Annotated in this window: 21 protein-coding genes; 4 read left to right on the top strand and 17 right to left on the bottom strand. The window is 62.0% G+C overall.

The window, feature by feature from the left end:
• The 4 genes from C8C99_RS21750 to C8C99_RS21735 all read left to right on the top strand — a co-directional run bounded on the left by C8C99_RS21750 (window position 1) and on the right by C8C99_RS21735 (window position 4,074).
• Window positions 1-633, top strand: a complete 633-nt coding sequence (locus C8C99_RS21750; RefSeq protein WP_056646194.1) for a sugar transferase — start codon at window positions 1-3, stop codon at window positions 631-633.
• Window positions 634-697: 64 nt separating this feature from the next.
• Window positions 698-2,242, top strand: a complete 1,545-nt coding sequence (lysS, locus tag C8C99_RS21745) for a lysine--tRNA ligase (RefSeq protein WP_056646197.1) — start codon at window positions 698-700, stop codon at window positions 2,240-2,242.
• A 63-nt stretch (window positions 2,243-2,305) separates the two neighbouring features.
• Window positions 2,306-3,343, top strand: coding sequence for a diguanylate cyclase domain-containing protein (locus C8C99_RS21740; RefSeq protein WP_056646200.1), 1,038 nt, complete (start codon window positions 2,306-2,308; stop codon window positions 3,341-3,343).
• A 62-nt stretch (window positions 3,344-3,405) separates the two neighbouring features.
• The gene (locus tag C8C99_RS21735; protein ID WP_056646602.1) at window positions 3,406-4,074 is read left to right on the top strand and encodes a mechanosensitive ion channel family protein; all 669 of its coding nucleotides are present in this window, start codon (window positions 3,406-3,408) and stop codon (window positions 4,072-4,074) included.
• Window positions 4,075-4,135: 61 nt separating this feature from the next.
• On the opposite strand, the gene nagZ is transcribed toward C8C99_RS21735, so the two are convergent.
• The 17 genes from nagZ to fabD all read right to left on the bottom strand — a co-directional run bounded on the left by nagZ (window position 4,136) and on the right by fabD (window position 20,772).
• Complete coding sequence (gene nagZ, locus C8C99_RS21730) at window positions 4,136-5,227, bottom strand: beta-N-acetylhexosaminidase (RefSeq protein ID WP_056646203.1); 1,092 nt, start codon at window positions 5,225-5,227, stop codon at window positions 4,136-4,138.
• 63 nt (window positions 5,228-5,290) lie between these two features.
• A complete protein-coding gene (acpS, locus tag C8C99_RS21725) occupies window positions 5,291-5,698 on the bottom strand; it encodes a holo-ACP synthase (RefSeq protein ID WP_108626862.1) in 408 nt (135 codons plus the stop codon).
• 58 nt (window positions 5,699-5,756) lie between these two features.
• On the bottom strand, window positions 5,757-6,539 hold the full coding sequence (locus C8C99_RS21720; protein ID WP_108626861.1) for a pyridoxine 5'-phosphate synthase: 783 nt from the start codon (window positions 6,537-6,539) through the stop codon (window positions 5,757-5,759).
• Window positions 6,536-7,300: a DNA repair protein RecO gene (recO, locus tag C8C99_RS21715; protein ID WP_108626860.1), complete on the bottom strand. Its 765-nt coding sequence runs from the start codon at window positions 7,298-7,300 to the stop codon at window positions 6,536-6,538. Before recO ends, C8C99_RS21720 begins: the two co-directional genes overlap by 4 nt.
• 92 nt (window positions 7,301-7,392) lie before the next feature.
• Window positions 7,393-8,397 carry a GTPase Era gene (gene era / locus C8C99_RS21710; protein ID WP_108626859.1) on the bottom strand — a complete coding sequence of 335 codons (1,005 nt, stop codon included), beginning with the start codon at window positions 8,395-8,397 and terminating at the stop codon, window positions 7,393-7,395.
• Complete coding sequence (gene rnc, locus C8C99_RS21705) at window positions 8,394-9,077, bottom strand: ribonuclease III (RefSeq protein WP_108626858.1); 684 nt, start codon at window positions 9,075-9,077, stop codon at window positions 8,394-8,396. Before rnc ends, era begins: the two co-directional genes overlap by 4 nt.
• A complete protein-coding gene (locus C8C99_RS21700; protein WP_108626857.1) occupies window positions 9,078-9,440 on the bottom strand; it encodes a DUF4845 domain-containing protein in 363 nt (120 codons plus the stop codon).
• A 37-nt stretch (window positions 9,441-9,477) separates the two neighbouring features.
• Window positions 9,478-10,452, bottom strand: a complete 975-nt coding sequence (gene lepB / locus C8C99_RS21695; protein ID WP_108626856.1) for a signal peptidase I — start codon at window positions 10,450-10,452, stop codon at window positions 9,478-9,480.
• Window positions 10,452-12,260, bottom strand: a complete 1,809-nt coding sequence (gene lepA / locus C8C99_RS21690; protein WP_056646226.1) for a translation elongation factor 4 — start codon at window positions 12,258-12,260, stop codon at window positions 10,452-10,454. The genes lepB and lepA overlap by 1 nt, the downstream gene beginning before the upstream one ends.
• A gap of 510 nt (window positions 12,261-12,770) precedes the next feature.
• Window positions 12,771-14,240: a DegQ family serine endoprotease gene (locus C8C99_RS21685; protein ID WP_056646229.1), complete on the bottom strand. Its 1,470-nt coding sequence runs from the start codon at window positions 14,238-14,240 to the stop codon at window positions 12,771-12,773.
• A 159-nt stretch (window positions 14,241-14,399) separates the two neighbouring features.
• Entirely contained in the window at window positions 14,400-15,461 is a 1,062-nt protein-coding gene (locus tag C8C99_RS21680) for a MucB/RseB C-terminal domain-containing protein (RefSeq protein ID WP_082576941.1), read from the bottom strand.
• A 36-nt stretch (window positions 15,462-15,497) separates the two neighbouring features.
• Window positions 15,498-16,151: a sigma-E factor negative regulatory protein gene (locus tag C8C99_RS21675; RefSeq protein WP_082576942.1), complete on the bottom strand. Its 654-nt coding sequence runs from the start codon at window positions 16,149-16,151 to the stop codon at window positions 15,498-15,500.
• A 9-nt stretch (window positions 16,152-16,160) separates the two neighbouring features.
• Window positions 16,161-16,787 carry an RNA polymerase sigma factor RpoE gene (gene rpoE, locus C8C99_RS21670; RefSeq protein ID WP_056646232.1) on the bottom strand — a complete coding sequence of 209 codons (627 nt, stop codon included), beginning with the start codon at window positions 16,785-16,787 and terminating at the stop codon, window positions 16,161-16,163.
• A 643-nt stretch (window positions 16,788-17,430) separates the two neighbouring features.
• Entirely contained in the window at window positions 17,431-18,675 is a 1,245-nt protein-coding gene (gene fabF, locus C8C99_RS21660; RefSeq protein ID WP_056646238.1) for a beta-ketoacyl-ACP synthase II, read from the bottom strand.
• Between the two features lie 48 nt (window positions 18,676-18,723).
• On the bottom strand, window positions 18,724-18,963 hold the full coding sequence (gene acpP, locus C8C99_RS21655) for an acyl carrier protein (protein ID WP_056646241.1): 240 nt from the start codon (window positions 18,961-18,963) through the stop codon (window positions 18,724-18,726).
• 103 nt (window positions 18,964-19,066) lie between these two features.
• Complete coding sequence (gene fabG / locus C8C99_RS21650; protein ID WP_056646245.1) at window positions 19,067-19,825, bottom strand: 3-oxoacyl-ACP reductase FabG; 759 nt, start codon at window positions 19,823-19,825, stop codon at window positions 19,067-19,069.
• Window positions 19,822-20,772, bottom strand: coding sequence for an ACP S-malonyltransferase (gene fabD / locus C8C99_RS21645; protein WP_056646250.1), 951 nt, complete (start codon window positions 20,770-20,772; stop codon window positions 19,822-19,824). Before fabD ends, fabG begins: the two co-directional genes overlap by 4 nt.
• Window positions 20,773-20,807 lie beyond the last annotated feature (35 nt).

The following is a 20,807-nucleotide window of genomic DNA, read 5'->3' as shown; positions in this document are numbered from 1 at the left end:
ATGCCCAAGCGGCTGTTCGACCTGTGCATTGCCGCCTTCGGGCTGCTGCTGCTCGCCCCCGTGCTGCTGGCCGTGGCATTGTGGGTGGTGTGGGACTCGCCCGGTCCGGCACTTTTTCGCCAACAGCGTGTGGGCCGCGCGGGCAGGTTGTTCCGCATCTACAAGTTCCGTACCATGCACTCGCGCGCAGAAGCTGCGGGCCCGGCCATCACCATCGGGGCAGACGCTCGCATTACCCGGGCTGGCCATTGGCTGCGACGCACCAAGGCCGACGAGCTGCCGCAGCTTTTCAACGTGCTTCGGGGTGACATGAGTCTCGTCGGCCCCCGGCCCGAGGTGCCGCACTATGTCGCGCTCTACCCGGACACCGTGCGGGATCTGGTGCTCAGCGTGCGGCCAGGCATCACCGACCGCGCCTCCATCGAATTCCGCGACGAAAGCACCCTGCTGAGCCATAGCAAAGACCCGGAGCGCACGTATGTGGAGCAAATACTGCCCATCAAGTTGCGCTATGCCGCCGAGTATGCCCGCTCGCACCCGCTCTGGACCGACGTGAAAATCATCGCCATGACCGCCAGGGCACTATGGAGCGACCGCCCTGCCAAGGGCATGGCGCCGGAAGACAGCCCGTAGCCGATAAAATCAGTGGTTCGGCTGAACCCAGCCCTCCATTTCACGCCCCGCATCGACGGCACCTATGTCAGACCAAATCCACGCCCCCGCACCCCAGGACGACAACCAGCTCATCGCAGAGCGCCGCGAAAAGCTCCGCGCTCTGCGCGAAGCCCAGGCCAATGGCGGTAGCGTTGCTTTTCCCAACAACTTCAAACCTGGCCACAAGGCGGCACAGTTGCACCTGGAGCACAACGCTGCGACCAACGAGTCCTTGGAAGCTGCGCCCGTGAGCGTCTCCGTGGCAGGCCGGATGATGCTCAAGCGTGTGATGGGCAAGGCCAGCTTCGCGACCATCCAAGATGGTTCTCTCGGCGAAGTAGGCGGACGCATCCAGCTCTACGTGACGCGCGACGCTGTGGGCGAAGAACTGTATGCGGCCTTCAAACACTGGGACCTGGGAGACATCGTGGGCGCCGAAGGCACGCTGATGAAGACCAAGACCGGCGAACTGTCGGTCAAGGTGACCAGCCTGCGACTCTTGACCAAGAGCCTGCGCCCCCTGCCCGACAAGTTCCATGGCATGGCCGATCAGGAGCAGAAATATCGCCAGCGTTATGTGGACCTGATCACCGACGAGCAAGCCCGCAAACGCTTCATGGCGCGCAGCAAGGCCGTGAGTGGCCTGCGCGAGTTCATGGTGAGCCATGGTTTCCTCGAAGTCGAGACACCCATGCTGCACCCCATCCCGGGCGGCGCCAATGCCAAGCCGTTCGTCACACACCACAACGCGCTGGAGCAGGAGATGTACCTGCGCATCGCGCCCGAGTTGTACTTGAAGCGCCTGATCGTGGGCGGCTTTGAGCGCGTGTTCGAGATCAACCGCAGCTACCGCAACGAAGGTATCTCGGTGCGCCACAACCCCGAGTTCACCATGATGGAGTTCTACGCGGCGTACTGGAACTACCTGGACCTGATGGACTTCACCGAAACGCTGATCCGTGAAGTGGCGCTCAAGGCCACCGGTTCGCTGCAGATGACCTACCAGGGCCGCGCGGTAGACCTGTCGCAACCCTTTGCACGCCTGACCATCCGCGAAGCCATCTTCCAGTACACCGAGGCCGGTGCCCATGTGGACGACGCCGCCTGGCTCATCAGTGCGCTCAAGAAGCTGGGCATGACCGAAGAGAAGGACAAGCTCTCGGCCCGAACCCTGGCCAGCCTGCAGGTGCTGTACTTTGAAGAAACGGTGGAGGACAAGCTCTGGCAGCCCACCTTCATCATGGAACACCCCACCGAGATCTCGCCCCTGGCCCGCGCCAACGACAACCGCCCCGAGGTGACCGAGCGCTTTGAGCTGTATATCACCGGCCGCGAGTTCGGCAACGGCTTCAGCGAGCTCAACGATGCCGAAGACCAGGCAGCACGCTTTCACGCCCAGGTGGCCGCCAAGGACAGCGGCGACGACGAAGCCATGTTCTATGACCACGACTTCGTGCGCGCGCTGGAATACGGCATGCCTCCCACCGGGGGCTGCGGCATTGGCATTGACCGTCTCATGATGCTGTTGACCGACAGCCCCAGCATTCGTGACGTGATCCTGTTCCCCGCGCTGCGCCGCGAGTCCTGAGGCCTGGATTTGCCCTGAGGGCGGTCTTGACCGTCCTCGCCCCCGGCCCCAAGGAGACACACCGTGCCCTTCAGTTCCAGCAGCGCTCCCTACCCTTCGACCGGGTCTCCCCTGCCTTCTGGCAATGCTTTCTCGGTGCTGGTGGTCGAAGACCAGGGCTCCGTGCGGGCGGCGCTCGTGGCCGAACTGCGGCGGGCGGGCGTATCAGACATCTTTGAGGCCCCTGAAGGCAGCGCAGCGCTGCATCTGTTCAAAACCCATCGCCCCGACCTGGTGCTGCTGGACATCCGGCTCCCCGGCCAAGACGGCTACTGGGTGGCGCAGCAGATGCGCGCGAGTGAAGGCGGGGACTGGACGCCGATCATCTTCCTGTCGGGCCTTGACAATGAACTGGACGTGTGGCGCGGCATTGAGGTGGGGGGCGACGACTACCTGGTCAAACCCGTCACACCCATCGTGCTTATGGCCAAGCTGCGCGCCATGCGGCGCCTGCTGGACATGCGCCGACGGCTGGTGTCGATGTCGGCCGAATTGCACGCGGCCAACCAGCGGCTCAATGAAATGGTGGAAATCGATGCCCTCACAGGCCTCGTGAACCGCCGCGGGTTTGATCGCATCCTGCACAACGAGATCCTGGCCGCACGACGGGATGGCACGCCGCTGACGCTGATGCTGTGCGACCTAGACCACTTCAAGCTGTTCAACGATGCCAGCGGCCATGTGCAAGGCGATGCCTGCCTGAAAGAGGTGGGCCGGCTGCTGCGTGAGGTCTGCGTGCGGCCCCGGGATGTGGCCTCGCGCTACGGGGGTGAAGAGTTCGCCCTCATTCTGCCCAACACGCCGCGCTCGGGCGCCATGACCTTTGCGCGGGCTCTGGGGCAAGTGCTCAAGGTCCGCGCCATTGCGCACGCTGGTTCTCCACTGGGTGACACGCTGACCCTGTCGGGCGGCATCACCACCTGCGTGCCCGACGACAGCACCAACGCCGAAAGCATGATCATGCGTGCCGACCAGGCGCTCTACGCCGCCAAGGCCCAGGGCCGCAACCGCTTCTTCAGCTTTGAAATGCAGATGGACACCGTGGAGCAGTTGCGCAATTGAGTTTCTTTCATTTCCTCTCGTTTGACGCGACCGAACGCAACGCCCGCACCGCCGTCTCCCGCATGCAAGTTTTGAAAACCCGACTGCCCGAGTGGATGCAGGACTGGCTCGAAGTCATTATTCCGGGCTCGCAGATCCTGCTGATCCTGTTCGCTGCTTGGCTGCTGCAGCGCACCCTGCGCCGCCTGGTGCGCCGTGCGAGCGCGCACTACCAGTTGCCCAATGAACTGCTGGTGCCCATCAACGGCTTGATCCGATGGACCATCATTGCGAGCGCCTTGCTGCTGGTGCTGGAGCGCATGGGGGTGTCAGCCACGGTGCTCTGGACCGCGTTCACCGGCTTTGCCACCGTGGGGGCCGTGGCGTTCTTCGCGGCCTGGAGCGTGCTGTCCAATCTGTTTTGCGCGCTGCTGATCTTTACCGTGCGGCCTTTCAAGATTGGCGACTACATCGAGGTGCTAGACACCGCCGAGAAGCCAGGCGCCAAGGGGCGCGTGGTGGACATCAACCTGCTCTACACCACGCTGGAAGACCACGGCGCAGCAACCGGCCAGGTGGCTTGGCTGCAGATTCCGAATGCGCTGGTGTTCCAGCGCGTAGTGCGCCGATTTCAGGGAGTGCCACCGCCCCCCACCCCACCCACACCACCGGCTACCGCCACGGATGGGGTAGCCAACGCCTCCCCGGCCGCACCGACGCCGGTGATGCCGGGGCCTTTCAACACGCCCTAGCGGGTGCGGGTGCACCGCCGCGCGGGGTAGCGCCGCAGCGCACGTCCCGCCACCGGCGAGGTCAGAGCAACAGATCCAGCGCCTGCAGGTAGGCGGGCTGGTACATGAGTTCGTCCCAGGCCTGCGGCAGGGTTTCGGGCAGCAACGCCAGGCGGCGGGATTCGCTGTCCACACTGGGCTGCCAGCGGCCCTGGTTGCGAGCCTTTTCCAGGCCATTAATGAGTTCGTCCACTGCCTTGCCATCGCCCACGCTCTGGTTGCACAGCAGCACCAGGTCGCAACCTGCTTCCAGCGCCGCCACGGCGGCATCGGTGTAGCTGACCACCTGGCCGTCCAGGCGCCGAGCCCCTTCCATGCTGAGGTCGTCGCTGAAGATAGCGCCGTCAAAGCGCATCTGGCGGCGCAGGATGTCTTGCAGCCAGCGCTGCGAAAAACCGGCGGGGCGGCTGTCGACCTTGGGGTAGATCACGTGGGCCGGCATTACGCTGGTAAGCGTGCTGCTGAGCCAGGGGTACGGCGCTGCATCGTCGGCCAGGATGGCCTTGAGGCTGCGCTTGTCCACGGGTACTTCAGTGTGCGAATCGGCCTTGACGAAGCCGTGTCCAGGGAAATGTTTGCCGCAGTTGGCCATGCCCGCCTGCAGCAGGCCGTGCATGAGGCTCTTGGCGAGCAGCGCCACCACACGGGGGTCGCGGTGGAGCGAGCGGTCGCCGATCACACCACTTTCGCCCCAGTCCAAGTCCAGCACCGGTGTGAAGCTGAAATCCACGCCGCAGGCACGCAGCTCCGCCCCCAGCACATAGCCCGCCGCCGTGGCTGCGTTGGTGGCACGCAGGGCGCCGCTACCGGGCACGGCCTTGGCGCCTCTGCCATCGTCCATCCACATCTCGCCCAGCGCGCGCATGGGCGGCAAGTGGGTGAAACCATCGGTGCGAAAGCGCTGCACGCGGCCGCCTTCGTGGTCCACACAGATCAGCAGGTCGTCGCGCACGGCCTTGATGCTGCTGGTGAGCTGCAGCAGCTGCGCGCGGTTTTCCCAGTTGCGGGCAAATAGGATCACGCCGCCCGTGAGCGGGTGCGCCAGGCGACGGCGGTCATCCGCGCTGAGGGTGGTGCCAGCGACGTCAAGGATCAGGGGAGCGTGTTCAGTCATGGGACATTTCAAAGGGCAATTGCTACTCAATGGATAGCTATCAGCGCATATCAATCCAGCGCTTCAAGGTGATTTGGTTCGAATTTTCTCCACCACACAGAAGCTGGCGGCATAGTCGGTCTCGTCGGTCACACTGAGGTGCGCCTGCAGGCCCTGGGCCTCAAACCATTCCTTGAGCGCGCCGTGCAGCACGATGACGGGCTGGCCGCTGCGCAGCTTGGCGACCTCGCAGTGGCGCCACGTCATCGGCATGCGCATGCCCAGGCCGACCGCCTTGCTGAAAGCCTCTTTGGCGGAGAACCGGGTGGCCAGGTAGCGCAAGCCCCGGTCGGGCCAGCGCGCGCTGCGTTCACGCCAGGTGGCCAGTTCGCCCTCGGCCAGCACCTTTTCTGCAAAACGGTCGCCGTGGCGGGCCAAGCTGGCCGCAATGCGCCGCACGTCGCAGATGTCGGTACCGATACCGTAGATCATGAAATTTCAATCAAAATGGCTGGAAGCGCTAGTGTGATATGCCTCTAAAGCTATCAAATCAGGAGTTTCCCACATCCGCAAATCCCTGGGCAATGCAATCCAGGTAGGCCTGTACGGTCGCGGTGTAGCCCAGCTCCAGCGCATCGGCGATCAGCGCATGGCCGATCGAGACCTCGAGCACGCCCGGCACTTCGCGCACAAAGGCCGCCAGATTGTCCCGGTTGAGGTCATGGCCTGCGTTCACGTCCAAACCTGCATCCAGCGCCGCCTGGGCGGCTGCGGCATAGCGTTTCAGCTCCAACGCCTGCTGCGGCGAGCCCCAAGCGGCTGCATAGGGCTCGGTGTACAGCTCCACCCGGTCAGCGCCCACCGCCTTGGCGGCGGCCATCTGCTCGGGCACCGGGTCCATGAAGAGGCTCACACGCACGCCCAACGCCTTGCATTCGGCCACCAGGGGCGCCAGACGCTCGGCATCTTGCGGAAAGCTCCAGCCGTGGTCGCTGGTGAACTGGTCCTCGCTGTCGGGCACAAAGGTCGCTTGGTGGGGGCGAACCTGGCGGATGAAGTCCATCAGGTTCTGCGAAGGGTTGCCCTCGATGTTGTATTCGCGCTCGGGCCAGGCCTTCATCAGCGTTGCCAGCTCATGCACGTCCTGGCTGCGGATGTGACGCTCGTCAGGCCGCGGGTGCACCGTGATGCCCTGGGCCCCCGCCGTCAGGCACAGCTCGGCCGCGCGGGTGACGCTGGGAATGCCCAGATGGCGCGTGTTGCGCAGCAGGGCCACCTTGTTGACGTTGACGGACAAGGCGGTGCGCCGGAGGGAACGGGAGGATGGGTTCATAAAGCCTGCAAATCGATCATGAGCTGGCGGGTGCGCAGCGTCGGGCTACCGCAATGGTATTGCAGCAGGGCACGCAGCTGCGGCTTGAGTTCGGTCGCCACGGAGGCGCAAGCGCGCAAGGTGGCGGTGTAGCTGGCCACGTCATCCAGGCCACGCTGCAGGGCCTGCCACTGGCTGCCCGTCAGGCCTGCACGGTCTGCGGCGGACGCAGCGCGCAGGCCGCCTTCGGGCACCAGCGTGTAGCGGGCTTCGGGCTCCAGGGGCGCGAAGGTCATGGTCTGCACGTCCAGGCCGGGCAACAGGCCGATCTCGCGCAAGAGCAGCAGCTCAAAACTGCGCAGCACCGCCTCCAGCGCATCGCCATGTTCACTGGCGAGCACGCGCACCACCCCTGCATAGGCATCAAACAATGCCGGGTGCGGGTCTGCCCTCGCCAGCAGGCGCAGCAGCAGTTCATTGAGGTACATGCCCGACAGCAGAGCATCCCCCGTGGGCATCACATGCCCACCCACCCATTCGGCGCCCTTGAGCGTATGAATGTCCGCATGGCCATCGCCCGTGAGTGTGTAGGTGACCAGCAAGGGCTGCAGCGGCAGCAGCACCGGGCGGAAGTTGGAGCTGGGCTTCTTGGCCCCTTTGGCCACCAGAGCGGTCCGGCCTTGCTGGCGGCAGAAAGTCTCCAGGATCAGGCTGGATTCGCTCCAGTCGTAGCTGTGCAGCACGAACGCAGGTTCATCGGAAATGCGCTTGGCTACGGCCACGGTGCTACGGGGATGAATGGTACGGAGGGATCGCCTGTGACGCCTGCTGCGCAGTGCGCGCGCAGGAGGCAAGGGAATTCAGCGTTCGGGGTTCACTCGTAACCGAAGGAGCGCACCCGGGCTTCGTCATCGGCCCAACCGGAACGGACCTTGACCCACAGCTCGAGGAACACCTTGGCGTCCATGAGCTTTTCCAGCTCTTGACGGGCTTCGGTGCCAATGCGCTTGAGGCGCTCGCCCTTGTCACCAATCACCATCATCTTGTGGTTGTCACGCTCCACCACGATGGTGGCTGCGATCTTGACCAAGCGTTTGTGCTGCTTGCTCTTTTCTTCGTCGAACTTGTCGATCACCACAGTCGAGGTGTAGGGCAGCTCGTCGCCGGTAAAGCGGAACAGCTTCTCGCGCACCGTTTCGGAGGCCAGAAACTTCTCGCTACGGTCTGTCAACTCGTCTTCGGCATACCACCAAGCCTGCTCGGGCAGGTATTTGGCGCAGATGCCAAACAAGCGCTCGATGTCGCCCTTGTTTTTGGCCGACATGGGCACGAATTCGGCGAACGGATGGCGCTCCTGCATGCTCTTGAGCCAGGGGGCCAGCTCAGCACGGCGGTGCACCATGTCCAGTTTATTGGCCACCAGCAGCGTGGGAATGCCGGGTTTGAACAGCGACAGCACCTTGGCGTCGGCCAGGGTGAAATTACCGGCCTCGACCACAAAGAGGATCAGGTCCACGTCGCCAATCGCGCCCATCACGGTCTTGTTCAGCGACTTATTGAGGGCTGTAGCGTGCCGGGTCTGGAAGCCCGGGGTGTCCACAAAGATGAACTGCGTCTGCTCCAGGGTGCGGATGCCCGTGATGCGATGGCGCGTGGTCTGCGCCTTGCGCGAGGTGATGCTGATCTTCTGCCCCACCAAGGCGTTGAGAAGGGTGGATTTGCCCACGTTGGGCTTGCCAACGATGGCGATCACGCCGCAGCGCTGGCCAAGCACTGCAGCAGGCGCGCCCGCGGCAGCCAGCATAGCGTCCAGATCGTTTTGCACCGGGGCGCCCTCAGCACCGTCGTCAGCAGCTACATCTTGGGTAGCGTCATTCATAAATTCTTTGCTTTCAATGTGGCCATCATGGCAGCAGCGGCGGCCTGCTCGCCCGCCCTGCGGGACCCACCGATGCCACGCTCGGTCAGGCCCAGTTCCGGAATATCGCACTCGACGTCAAAGGTCTGGCGGTGGGCCGCCCCCACCGTCGCCACCACCTTGTATTGCGGCAGCTTCATTTTGCGGCCCTGGAGCCACTCCTGCAATGCGGTTTTGGCGTCCTTGGACGCCGCCTGCATCTGCGGGTTGATCTCCACGCCCTCGAAGAGACGATGCACCAGGGCTTCCGCGCTGGCGTAACCGGCATCCAGATACACCGCCCCAATCAACGCTTCCAATGCATCCGCCAGGATGGATGGACGCTGCTGCCCCCCGGATTTGGCCTCACCCTCGCCCAAACGCAGCACATCAGCCACTTTGAGCCGCAGGGCCAGCTGGTGCAGGGTGTCCTGCTTGACCAGATTGGCACGCACCCGAGAGAGGTCGCCTTCAGGCAAGGCCGACAGCCGGAGGTAGAGCAGGCTGGCCACCGCCAGATTCAAAACGGAGTCACCCAGAAATTCAAGCCGCTCGTTGTGGTCCGCAGAAAAGCTGCGGTGTGTGGTGGCACGCTGGAGCAGTGAGGGATCAGCAAACACATGCTGCAGGCGCCCCTGCAGCGCGAGGAGACCGGCCTGCACCTAGTTGGTCTGCGCTTCAAGGCGGTAGACCAGATAGGCCGGACCCGCCAGGGGAATTTCGCGCGCATATTTAAACGACACCACCACCTTCTCGCCACGCTTTGTCACCTCCAGGTCTGACCCCTTGATGGATCGGATGTCATCAATGGACGCGGCGCGGTCAAAAGCAGCACGAATTCCAGGCACTGTGGTTTCGACCTTGGCTTTTTCAATGGCCTTCTTGGCTGATGCGTACTCCAGAAAGATCGGTACTGACTGACCGCCAATGGCAAAGACAGCTACTGCGATCAGTCCCACAAAAATCAGTCCAAAAAACGACAGCCCACGTTGGCGCGAGCGGCTTGCAGTGCGATGTGTCTTCATCAATGACCCCCTCAATGTTGTGTGCAACCGCTCGCGTTCAATGGAACGCGCCGATCCGCTTGAGATTACCGAAATTCATCCAGACAAAAAAGGCCTTGCCCACGATATTGCCCTCAGGCACGAACCCCCAATAACGGGAATCGAGCGAGTTGTCGCGGTTGTCGCCCATCATGAAGTAGTGCCCCTCCGGCACCTTGCAGGTGACACCTTCCACACTGTAGCGGCAGTTTTCACGATAGGCAAAGTTGCTGGCGCCCTGCACAAAGGCAGGCACATCGGGGTTGTTCAACAGCCGGTGTCGCTGGTCGCCCAGCTGCTCTTCAAATTGCTTGAAGTAGCGCATCGAGTCTTCTTCAAGGAAGTCGGGCAGCGCCTTGGTATCAACAGCTTTGCCATTGATGGTGAGGCGCTTGTTGAGATAGGCCACCTCATCGCCCGGCACCCCCACCACCCGCTTGATGTAGTCCATGCTGGGCTGGGGCGGATAACGGAACACCAACACGTCGCCACGCACCGGCCTCGTGCCCTCGGTCAACCGCGTGTTGATGACGGGCAGCCGGATGCCGTAGGTGAATTTGTTCACCAGGATCAAGTCCCCCACCAGCAGGGTTGGAATCATCGAGCCGGAAGGAATCTTGAAGGGCTCAAAAAGGAAAGAGCGCAAGAAGAACACTGCAGCAATCACCGGGAACAGACCAGCCGTCCAGTCCAGCCACCAGGGTTGCATGAGGATGCGGCCCTTGGTCTCCTGCACATCGACGTCCACCTTCTGGATGCCCATGCGATCAAGTTCTGCACGGCGCTCGGTTGCAGCGTCCTCGATGGCCTGCGCCGCCCTGCGGCGCCGGGGCAGAAAATAAATACGCTCTGCCAGCCAGTAGACACCGGTCACAAGCGTCGCCAGAAACAGGAGCAGCGCAAAGTTGCCCTCGATCGCGCCGGTGTACCAGGCACCGATATAGCCAACGAAGGCTGCCAGGACCAGCGACGTCAAAATTTGCATGAACTGCATCAGTCTTCCACCTGCAAAATGGCCAGAAACGCCTCTTGGGGCACTTCGACCGATCCGATCTGTTTCATGCGCTTCTTGCCGGCTTTCTGCTTCTCAAGAAGCTTGCGTTTACGGGTGATGTCGCCCCCATAACATTTGGCCAGCACGTTCTTGCGCAGCGCCTTGATGGTTTCGCGCGCAATGATGTTGGCCCCGATGGCGGCCTGGATGGCCACGTCGTACATCTGGCGGCTGATGATTTCCCGCATCTTGGCGACCACCGCGCGGCCACGGTACTGCGACTGCGAGCGGTGCACGATGATGGACAAGGCGTCCACCTTGTCGCCGTTGAGCAGGATATCGACCTTCACCACATCGGAGGCCCGGTACTCCTTGAACTCATAGTCCATGGACGCATAGCCACGCGAGACCGATTTGAGCTTGTCGAAGAAGTCCAGCACGATTTCGCCCAGCGGCATTTCGTAAGTGAGCATCACCTGGCGACCGTGGTACGCCATGTTCATTTGCACACCACGCTTTTGGTTGGCCAGTGTCATCACCGGGCCCACGTAGTCCTGCGGCATGTACAGGTGCACCGTCACGATGGGCTCGCGGATTTCCTCCAGACGACCCTGGTCAGGCATCTTGGAAGGGTTCTCGACCATGATCACTTCGCCGTCGGCCTTGACGACCTCATAGACCACACTGGGGGCGGTCGTGATGAGGTCCTGGTCAAACTCACGCTCCAGCCGCTCCTGCACGATCTCCATGTGCAAAAGCCCCAGGAATCCGCAGCGGAATCCGAACCCCAGCGCCTGACTTACCTCGGGCTCGTAGTGGAGCGAGGCATCGTTGAGCTTGAGCTTCTCAAGGGCGTCGCGCAGGGAGTCGTATTCGCTCGCCTCGGTCGGGTAGAGGCCGGCAAACACCTGCGGCTGGATTTCCTTGAAACCTGGCAGCGCCTCGGCCGCTGGGCCGGCGTTGTTGGGGAGTTTTTTCTCCAGCGTGATGGTGTCGCCCACCTTGGCGGCCTGCAACTCTTTGATACCCGCAATGATGTAGCCCACCTGCCCAGCGTCGAGTGAGTTGCGCGGCTCGTTGGCAGGCGTGAACACTCCCAGGTTATCGGCGTTGTACACCGCGCCCGTGGCCATCATCTTGATGCGCTCACCCTTGAGCAAACGGCCATCGACCACACGCACCAGCATGACCACGCCCACATAGCTGTCGAACCAGCTGTCGATGATCATCGCCCGCAGCGGACCGTCGGCACGGCCTCGCGGTGCGGGAACCTTGGCAACGATGGCTTCCAGAATCTCATCGATGCCCATGCCGGTCTTGGCGGAGCAGGGAATCGCGTCGGTCGCATCGATGCCGATCACATCTTCGATTTCAGCCTTCGCGTTCTCCGGGTCGGCATTGGGCAGATCCATCTTGTTGAGCACCGGGACCACTTCCACGCCCAAGTCCAGCGCGGTATAGCAGTTGGCCACGGTCTGCGCTTCCACCCCTTGCGATGCGTCCACCACCAACAGTGCACCTTCGCACGCAGACAGCGAGCGGCTCACTTCGTAAGAGAAGTCCACGTGCCCCGGCGTGTCGATCAGATTGAGGTTGTAAACCTGTCCGTCCTGGGCCTTGTACTGCAGCGCAGCGGTCTGCGCCTTGATGGTTATCCCACGCTCTTTTTCGATATCCATCGAGTCCAGAACCTGGGCCTCCATCTCACGGTCTGCAAGACCTCCGCACCGCTGAATCAAGCGGTCGGCAAGCGTCGACTTGCCATGGTCGATGTGCGCAATGATGGAAAAATTTCTGATGTGATTCATCAACGGAAAGCGTCAAGTGATTGAATTAAAACAGCGCGCACAAGAAAAAAGGGCGCGTCGAGTGGCGACGCGCCCTGAACCAACAATCATTGGCAACTGCGATAGTTGGAGCTTCATTGTAGGCAAAAAGGCCATCTGAAAAAGCCCGTCCCTCGGTATCCCAGGGAAGTTGCCAGGGTGCAACAGGAATTTTATACACAGTTTATACACAGTCTGCACAAGAACAACGCTGGACAACTTGTGGGTGAGCTGTGGATCAACTGTGCATTGCACAAAAACATCCCACATCGTGAACAGTGAGCCGGTCGATATGCAGATAAGCGTTGAACGCAAGTCTCTATTCTATCGAAACTGGTTGATGGGCCTCCAAAAAGTTAGCAAAAGCTAACATCCAGGCAGATCAAGACACCCGGAATCGGTTCGATAAAAAATCCACCAACTGCTGCAATGGCCCCCTCACCAGGTAGGGAATCGCCCGCTGTTGGACCATCCCCTGTGGGTTTACAACGCTCACTTGCCAGGGCGAATCAGCGCGTACTGCGCCCACTCTCCACGGCGATAGAGCACGTTGATGGACTTGCTCTTGTCGGCCTTGGACAGCACGGACTCAAACTCCTTCACGCCCGACACTTCGGTGTTGGCGACCGACAAGATGATGTCCCCTTCCCTCAGGCCAGCGCGTGCCGCCGCGTCGGTAGCGGCAGCTACCACCACCCCGCCCTTGAGCTTGAGCTCCTTCTTCTGCGCATCCGTCAGGTCCGTCACCGACAACCCGATCTGTTGTGCCGCCGCAGAAGCCTTGGGCTTCTCCTCGCGCTCGGTCGCTTTGGCAGCTGGCTTGTCGGGCTCGATCTCCGCGATGGTGATGGCTAGGTCGCGGGATGCTCCGCGACGAAATACCGTCACAGTACTGCGGCTGCCTGGTTTGGTGTTGCCCACCAGGCGCGGCAGGTCGGCCACCTTCTCGATGGGCTTGCCATCGAAGCGCGTGATGATGTCCCCCGCCTCCACGCCTGCCTTGTCAGCGGGCGATCCTGTCTCCACGCCGGTCACCAGCGCACCTTGTGCCTTGCCCAAGCCAATCGATTCAGCAACGTCCTTGGTGACCTGCCCGATCTGCACACCAATGCGACCACGCGTGACACGGCCCGATGCGCGCAACTGCTCGCTCACACGCATGGCTTCATCCATGGGAATGGCGAACGAGATCCCCATGAACCCGCCCGAGCGGGAATAGATCTGGCTATTGATGCCCACCACTTCGCCACGCATATTGATGAGGGGGCCGCCGGAATTTCCGGGGTTAATGGCCACGTCGGTCTGGATAAAGGGCAAATAGTCTCCCGTATCACGCTGCTTGGCGCTGACGATGCCCGCAGTGACCGTGTTTTCCAGCCCGAAGGGTGAGCCAATCGCCATCACCCATTCACCCACGCGGAGACGGCTCACATCCCCCACCTTCACCGCAGGCAGGCCAGACGCTTCGATCTTCACCACGGCGACATCGGTGCGCTTGTCTGCTCCCACGATGCGCGCCTTAAACTCGCGCTTGTCGGTCAAGGTCACGATGACCTCATCGGCGCCTTCAACCACGTGCGCATTGGTCATCACGAAGCCGTCGGCAGTCAAGATAAAACCCGACCCTACGCCGCGTGGTTGCGGCTCTTCTTCTTGCTGAGGGCGTTGAGGCCGCTGCTGGCGCGGAACATTGGGAATAGGCACCCCGAACCGGCGAAAAAATTCCAGCATCTCTTCGTCCATGCCATTGGCGTTGGCTCGGCTGGACGCTTTTTCCACGGTGCGAATATTGACCACGGAAGGCCCCACCTGATCAACCAAATCGGTGAAATCTGGCAAACCCCGAACCGACGAGGCGGGTTGTGCCAACGCAGCATGGGGTGCTAACGAGACCGTGGCCAGAACACCCATCAGGGATGCCAGTGCCATCGAACGCAACATACTTCCATCAAACTTCGGCATCTTTGACCTTTCTTGATTTTTGGCGAATGCTGTTCACGAATTGTGTGTGACTGTGAAGAGTGTGACGCCAAATGGTTCCCCGGACGTGTGGCTCTCTCCATGTCCCCACGGCCGGGCACAGACACGGAGATGAGAACTCAGACCGCTGCACCCCGCCCCTCAGCGCAGGCGTTCCAACTGGCCCACAAAAAGGCGCAATGTCTGCAATGGCACTTCACCTACGGCGGTGACCCACACGTCCGATGGCCCGCGCTGGGCCAGCAACTGTGTAGCACCCATGCTCGATACCTGGGGCTGAGCAGGGTGCCGCTGAGGGTCGAAGGGCTCCATGAACAACGACACAGAGGCCAGTCCATCGGAGTAGAGACACTGCAGCACGCTGGGGGCGTCCTGCGCGTCAGACACCGCCCTCCGATGGCAACTGACGGGCACGAAGCCCGCCACGGGCTGCCGCAAGGCCCAGCCTTCAGCCTTGGCCGTGGTCTTGACCACCGAGGGCGCCACAACCTTGTAGCCCGAGGTGGTGTCCATCAGGCGTGCAAGCTGATCGACCTTCACCGAGGCATTCAGGTCCAACTCCGAAAAGGCCGCCTGCTCCAGCACCCGGCCGTCTGGGGCCAGCGTCTGCAGCTTCATCACTAATCCGGTTTCACGCTCACTCCATAGGCGGTAGCCAAAGCGCAGGGTGTCTGTGGGTTGAAGCCACACCACATCCGACACGAAGCCCGCCACCCGCTCCTGCCCCAGCATGCGGGGTGTATAGAACTGGGCGATGGATGTGCCGCTGACCACAGGCACGCGCGGAAAGAGCCCCGACGCATCGCGGCGGTCTGATCGCACGATGCGCGCCTGAGGCAGGAAGGTACGAACCTCGTCATTGCGCCGATAGACGGTGCGCGGTGTGCCGCTGAGTGACTCGACCCGCTCCAATTGTTGCTGCCCATCGCAGGCATGCCAAATGCGCGAACTGGACATCGCACCGTTGGCCGCCAACACCACAAAGGTCCCGGCATAGGCGCGGCTGCAGGGTGCGCTGTGCATGCGCTCGATCCACTGTGCCGTATCGCGTTCTGCCGCGGCGCTGGCTGTGGATTCAGGGGATGCGGCAGAAGCTGCCATCGCCGGTGCCGCGCACAATCCGCACAGAACGGCAGCTATCAGCGTGCCAAACCATCGAACCCAGGGAATTTCAAAGACCTTCGCTACTCCAGAGGGGTTCATCACACAATCTCAGCGCCAGAAATTGCCATTCAAGGTTCAGCGGCCAGGAGTCTCAAAAGTAGCGTTGCGCAAAAAGCCTGCCGGCATCTGCAGCGCAGACGTGCTGCCGAACTGCTTGTGGGCGGCCAGCAGCTCGTCCAAGCGTGGGTCCCGAATCATCACTTGCTGGCCGTCTGCGTCAGCAACAGCCACGACAGGTGCACCCTGGGCCCGCGCACCTTCTGGGGCAGCAGCCAACTGAGAACCTGCCCCGCCCGCCCCCTGCAGTTGGGAGAAAGAAGTCCAGCCGATGGCTGCCACGGCAGCGAGTGAAGCAAAACCCGCAACCATCTTCCAACGGAAGACCGAAGCGTTGGCAGCCACAGGCAGGTGGACCGCTACGTTATCCAACTGGGCCGGAACTTGGGGGCGCTGCGGCGGGGCTTCCTTGGCAAGCTCTTCGCGCAAGCGGGACAGAAATGCCGGACTCACAGGTCGCGCCAGCTCCGAAGAGCGCAGCACGTCACCCACGAGGTGATAGACCTCCCAGGTGTCACGCCCTTCATCCTCTGCAGCCCAGGCCAGCGCAGCAGCGAACTCATCGCCTTGAAGTTGGCCGTCCGCCAGGGCCGATAACTGCTCGCCGCGCCCCAGCCCCTCGCGCAGGCTGACACCTGCCGAGACATTGATACCTGTTTCCGCCTTGTTCATTCCATCACCTCACCACCGTTTGCCCGACTGGTTTTCAAGCAAGGGACGCACTTTGGCCGAAATGGCTTCACGCGCCCGAAAAATTCGAGATCGCACCGTACCAATGGGGCACCCCATCGCGGTGGCAATTTCTTCGTAACTGAGCCCCTCGATCTCTCGCAGCGTGACCGCTTGACGCAGATCGTCGGGCAAGGCCTCCATGGCTGCGTTCACGACCTGGGCGATTTCCTGGGCCGCAAGGACAGTTTCGGGGGTTTCGTCGCTGGTTAGTTCGTGTCCAAGGCGGGAAGTTTCATCCTCATCCTCAGAACCACGGAACGCATTCTCGGAAATGACCGGGTTGCGCTTCATGTCCATCAACGCCTTCTTGGCCGTATTGACGGCAATCCGGTACAGCCACGTGTAGAACTGGGCGTCCCCTCGGAACTGATGCAGCGCCCGGTAGGCACGAATGAAAGTCTCCTGGGCGATGTCCTGGACCGAGTCCGTATCACGCACCATGCGACCGATCAGTCGCTCAATGCGGCGCTGGTACTTGATGACCAGCAATTCATACGCGCGCTGGTCGCCCGCAACCGTGCGCTCCACCAGTTGGAGGTCGCTGTCTTCGGAGGGGGAAGGCGGAATTACAGTCATGGATACTCAAGATTCACGCCCTGCGGCAGCTTGCCGGGCGGTTTCGTCAGCGTTGTCAATGCCCGGTCTGGCGCGCGAATATACCGCACGGCGCAAGTCCATCCAGCGCTCTGGCTGGCTCGAGCGCTCCAGCCATAACCACAAGGGCGAGTGTCCGACCGGCAAGATGCGCACCCACAGGTACCCCTGCAGATCCAGAAGCACCTCAGGAGACGCTGACAGTGCTAGCGCCCTGCCGGCGGGCAATGCGCGGTACAAGCTCCAGGCCTCGCCATCGAACTGCAGCGATCCACAAGGTTGGTGCCACCAAAAATGCACCGCACCCAACAGGGCCGCCGCCCAAAGGCAAAAGGCTACCCCGATGGACAGAACGGCAGCCCTGCTTCCCAGAGCCACCCAGGCAAGCAGCACCAAGGCACCCGCCAATACCAAAGCAGCCAGCAACGCGCCCAAAACCCTACTGCGCCGCAGCGGATACTGGACGGAAGGGGGTCGCCGCGTGAGCCGTATCACAGGACGAATCGCCGCGGAAGGCTGATCACACTCCAGAGCGACGCTGAACTGCCGTCACGGCGGCGGACGCCCTGTAAGCACGCCAGCGCGCGACACATGCTACGACCGAAGCCGTGATTTCGGTGGGAAATCAGATGCGCTTGAACACCAGCGTTCCATTGGTGCCACCAAAACCGAAGTTGTTTTTGACGGCCACATCGATCTTCATATCCCGTGCCGTATTGGCACAGTAATCAAGATCACACTCCGGATCCTGGTTAAGCAGGTTGATGGTGGGCGGCACTTTTTGTTCGTGCAGTGCCAGTACAGTGAACACGCTCTCGATACCCCCGGCGCCGCCAAGCAAATGGCCCGTCATGGATTTGGTAGAGCTCACGACGGTCTTGTAGGCGTGGTCGCCCAAGGCCGCCTTGATAGCGTTGGTCTCGTTGATGTCACCCAGGGGGGTAGAGGTGCCGTGGGCGTTGAGGTAGTCCACCTGATCGGCATTGATCCCGGCGTTGCGCAGCGCACTGAGCATGGCGCGCCGAGGCCCATCCATATTGGGTGCCGTCATGTGGCCTGCATCGGCGCTCATGCCAAAACCGCTGAGTTCGGCATAAATCTTGGCACCGCGGGCTTTGGCGTGTTCGTACTCTTCAAGCACCAGCACACCAGCCCCTTCGCCCAGCACAAACCCGTCGCGGTCCTTGTCCCAGGGCCGGGATGCTGTCTTGGGGTCGTCGTTGCGCGTGGACAGGGCACGCATGGCGGCAAAGCCGCCAATGCCCAGCGGGGATACCGTGGATTCGGTACCGCCTGCCACGACTACGTCTGCATCGCCATATTCGATCATGCGCCCCGCCTCGCCGATGCAGTGCAAGCCCGTTGTGCAGGCAGTCACCACAGCAAGGTTGGGGCCCTTGAAGCCAAAGCGCATGGACACATGCCCTGCCACCATGTTGATGATGGACGCGGGGACAAAAAATGGCGTGATACGCCGCGGTCCACGGCTGGCCAGTTCGGCGTGGGTATTTTCGATCAGCGGGAGGCCGCCAATGCCGGAGCCGATCACGCAGGCAATGCGCGTGGCGAACTCCTCACTGAGCGCTTCGCCCGTAGGAAGCCCCGCATCCTGCACGGCCTGCGCCGCAGCAGCAATGCCGTAGTGGATGAAGGTGTCCATCGCGCGCGCATCCTTGGCGCTGATGTACGACTCCAGGTCAAGACCTTTGACCTCGCCCGCAATCTTGCAGGCAAAGTTCGACGCGTCGAACTTGGTGATGAGGTCAATGCCGGATTGGCCGGCAAGGAGGTTGGCCCAGGACTCGGCCACCGTGTTACCCACGGGGCTGATGCAACCCAGGCCGGTCACGACAACGCGACGACGGCTCATGCGTATAAAACCTTCTGCTGATCGCTTGAGTCAGGCGCAGTGCGCTGCTCAGGCCTTCTGGTGGTTGTTGGCGTAGTCGATGGCGTTTTGCACCGTGGTGATCTTTTCGGCGTCTTCGTCCGGGATCTCGATGCCGAATTCGTCTTCCAGAGCCATCACCAGTTCCACCGTGTCGAGCGAGTCGGCACCGAGGTCTGCCACGAAGGCCTTTTCATTGGTGACTTGGGACTCTTCCACACCGAGTTGTTCGGCAATGATTTTTTTGACGCGTGCTTCGATATCGCTCATGGTTTCCCTCTGGGGGTTGTGAATGAATCCGCGATTCTAGCCGGTTAAGGAGAAGCCCCTAAGCGACCCGCCGTCCGGATGAACCGGCGTTAATTTGCCTTAATTACATGTACATGCCGCCATTGACATGCAACTCCTGCCCTGTCACATAGCCAGCCTCACGCGACGCCAGATACGCCACCGCGTGTGCGATGTCTGCTGGCTTGCCCATGTGGCCCAGCGGGATCTGCGCATTGAGCGCTTTTTGCTGATCTTCGGGCAACACAGAGGTCATGTCGGTCTCGATGAAACCGGGCGCCACGCAGTTCACGGTGATGTTGCGGCTGCCCAGCTCACGGGCCAGTGCGCGCGTCATGCCCGCCACGCCCGCCTTGGCTGCTGCGTAGTTGGCCTGACCCGGATTGCCCGACGCACCCACCACACTGGTGATGCTGATGATGCGACCAAAGCGTTGCTTCATCATCGGGCGGATGGCAGCGCGGCTCGTGCGGAACACGGCCTTGAGATTGGTGTCCAGCACCGCATTCCAGTCGTCGTCCTTCATGCGCATGGCCAGGGTGTCGCGCGTGATGCCCGCGTTGTTCACCAGCACATGCAGACCACCTTGCTGCTTGACAATGGCGTCCATCAGGGCCTCGACCGCCGTCACATCGTTCACGTTCAGGTTGGCACCCCGGCAGCCGGGGTAAGCAGACAACGCCTGGCTGATGCGCTCGGCGCCCTCATCGGTGGTGGCTGTGCCAACGACGCGGTAACCACGCACGGCGAGTTCGAGGGCAATGGCCGCACCAATGCCACGCGATGCGCCGGTCACCAGCGCGACTTGCGCTGCCTGCGCTACCGTTTGGGTCAATTCCGTCATGCCAACAACTCCCGGGTTTCGGCCAGCGTGGCCGAGTCAAACAATGCGGCACCGACCAGCTCGGGATCGATGCGTTTGGTGAGGCCTGCCAGCACCTTGCCGGGGCCACATTCGATGAGGTGGGTCACGCCACGCGCCTTGAGTGCATGCACGCATTCGACCCAGCGCACGGGACCGAAGGCCTGGCGGTAGAGCGCGTCGCGAATGGCGTCAGCGTCCTGCTGCACCGCCACGTCCACGTTGTTGATCACCGGAATCTGGGGGGCAGCCAAGGCAACATCCACCAGAGCCACACGCAGCTTTTCGGCCGCAGGCTTCATCAGGCTGGAGTGGAAAGGCGCCGACACCGGCAAAAGCAATGCACGCTTGGCGCCCGCTGCCTTGAGCACTTCACAGGCCTTGTCCACACCGGCCTTGGTACCCGCGATCACCGTCTGGATCGGGTCGTTGAAATTAACCGCTTCGACCACCTCTGGGGTGCCCGCCCCGAACGATGCCAAGGCCTCGGCACAGCCTGCGATGACCTTAGAAGCCTCCATACCCAAAATGGCCGCCATGGCACCCGTGCCGACTGGCACCGCTTCCTGCATGGCAGCGGCACGCAGTCGCACCAGCGGCGCGGCCTGCGCCAGCGTCAGCACACCCGCAGCCACCAAGGCCGAGTATTCGCCCAGCGAGTGCCCGGCCACAGCCACCGGCGCCGCACCACCTTCTGCGCGCCACACCCGCCATGCAGCCACACCCGCCACCAGCATCACGGGCTGGGTGTTGGTGGTCAGGGCCAAAGCCTCCTTGGGACCTTCCTTGATCAACAGGCCAACATCCTCGCCCAGGGCATCCGAGGCCTCTTGAAGGGTCTGCGCCACCACAGGGTGGTCAGCCCAGCCGTCGAGCATGCCCACCGATTGCGAGCCTTGCCCCGGAAAGACAAATGCAAAAGACTTCATGAAATATCCAGAAATATGATGAAATTGGCCGATAG

This window comes from Acidovorax sp. 107, from assembly GCF_003058055.1.
Lineage (GTDB): Bacteria > Pseudomonadota > Gammaproteobacteria > Burkholderiales > Burkholderiaceae_C > Acidovorax.
Note: the sequence above shows the minus strand (reverse complement) of the source record. Positions and strands in the feature narration are given on the sequence as shown.

What these genes read in the sequence shown, in the direction of transcription:
- C8C99_RS21700 (WP_108626857.1), bottom strand. Translation starts at nt 9,440, where the DNA reads ATGAAGACACATCGCACTGCAAGCCGCTCGCGCCAACGTGGGCTGTCG.
- C8C99_RS21720 (WP_108626861.1), bottom strand. Translation starts at nt 6,539, where the DNA reads ATGAACCCATCCTCCCGTTCCCTCCGGCGCACCGCCTTGTCCGTCAAC.
- fabD (WP_056646250.1), bottom strand. Translation starts at nt 20,772, where the DNA reads ATGAAGTCTTTTGCATTTGTCTTTCCGGGGCAAGGCTCGCAATCGGTG.
- lysS (WP_056646197.1), top strand. Translation starts at nt 698, where the DNA reads ATGTCAGACCAAATCCACGCCCCCGCACCCCAGGACGACAACCAGCTC.
- acpS (WP_108626862.1), bottom strand. Translation starts at nt 5,698, where the DNA reads ATGATCTACGGTATCGGTACCGACATCTGCGACGTGCGGCGCATTGCG.
- rpoE (WP_056646232.1), bottom strand. Translation starts at nt 16,787, where the DNA reads ATGACTGTAATTCCGCCTTCCCCCTCCGAAGACAGCGACCTCCAACTG.
- nagZ (WP_056646203.1), bottom strand. Translation starts at nt 5,227, where the DNA reads ATGACTGAACACGCTCCCCTGATCCTTGACGTCGCTGGCACCACCCTC.
- C8C99_RS21680 (WP_082576941.1), bottom strand. Translation starts at nt 15,461, where the DNA reads ATGAACCCCTCTGGAGTAGCGAAGGTCTTTGAAATTCCCTGGGTTCGA.
- C8C99_RS21750 (WP_056646194.1), top strand. Translation starts at nt 1, where the DNA reads ATGCCCAAGCGGCTGTTCGACCTGTGCATTGCCGCCTTCGGGCTGCTG.
- C8C99_RS21685 (WP_056646229.1), bottom strand. Translation starts at nt 14,240, where the DNA reads ATGCCGAAGTTTGATGGAAGTATGTTGCGTTCGATGGCACTGGCATCC.
- C8C99_RS21675 (WP_082576942.1), bottom strand. Translation starts at nt 16,151, where the DNA reads ATGAACAAGGCGGAAACAGGTATCAATGTCTCGGCAGGTGTCAGCCTG.
- lepA (WP_056646226.1), bottom strand. Translation starts at nt 12,260, where the DNA reads ATGAATCACATCAGAAATTTTTCCATCATTGCGCACATCGACCATGGC.
- era (WP_108626859.1), bottom strand. Translation starts at nt 8,397, where the DNA reads ATGAATGACGCTACCCAAGATGTAGCTGCTGACGACGGTGCTGAGGGC.
- fabG (WP_056646245.1), bottom strand. Translation starts at nt 19,825, where the DNA reads ATGACGGAATTGACCCAAACGGTAGCGCAGGCAGCGCAAGTCGCGCTG.
- C8C99_RS21735 (WP_056646602.1), top strand. Translation starts at nt 3,406, where the DNA reads ATGCAAGTTTTGAAAACCCGACTGCCCGAGTGGATGCAGGACTGGCTC.
- lepB (WP_108626856.1), bottom strand. Translation starts at nt 10,452, where the DNA reads ATGCAGTTCATGCAAATTTTGACGTCGCTGGTCCTGGCAGCCTTCGTT.
- fabF (WP_056646238.1), bottom strand. Translation starts at nt 18,675, where the DNA reads ATGAGCCGTCGTCGCGTTGTCGTGACCGGCCTGGGTTGCATCAGCCCC.
- acpP (WP_056646241.1), bottom strand. Translation starts at nt 18,963, where the DNA reads ATGAGCGATATCGAAGCACGCGTCAAAAAAATCATTGCCGAACAACTC.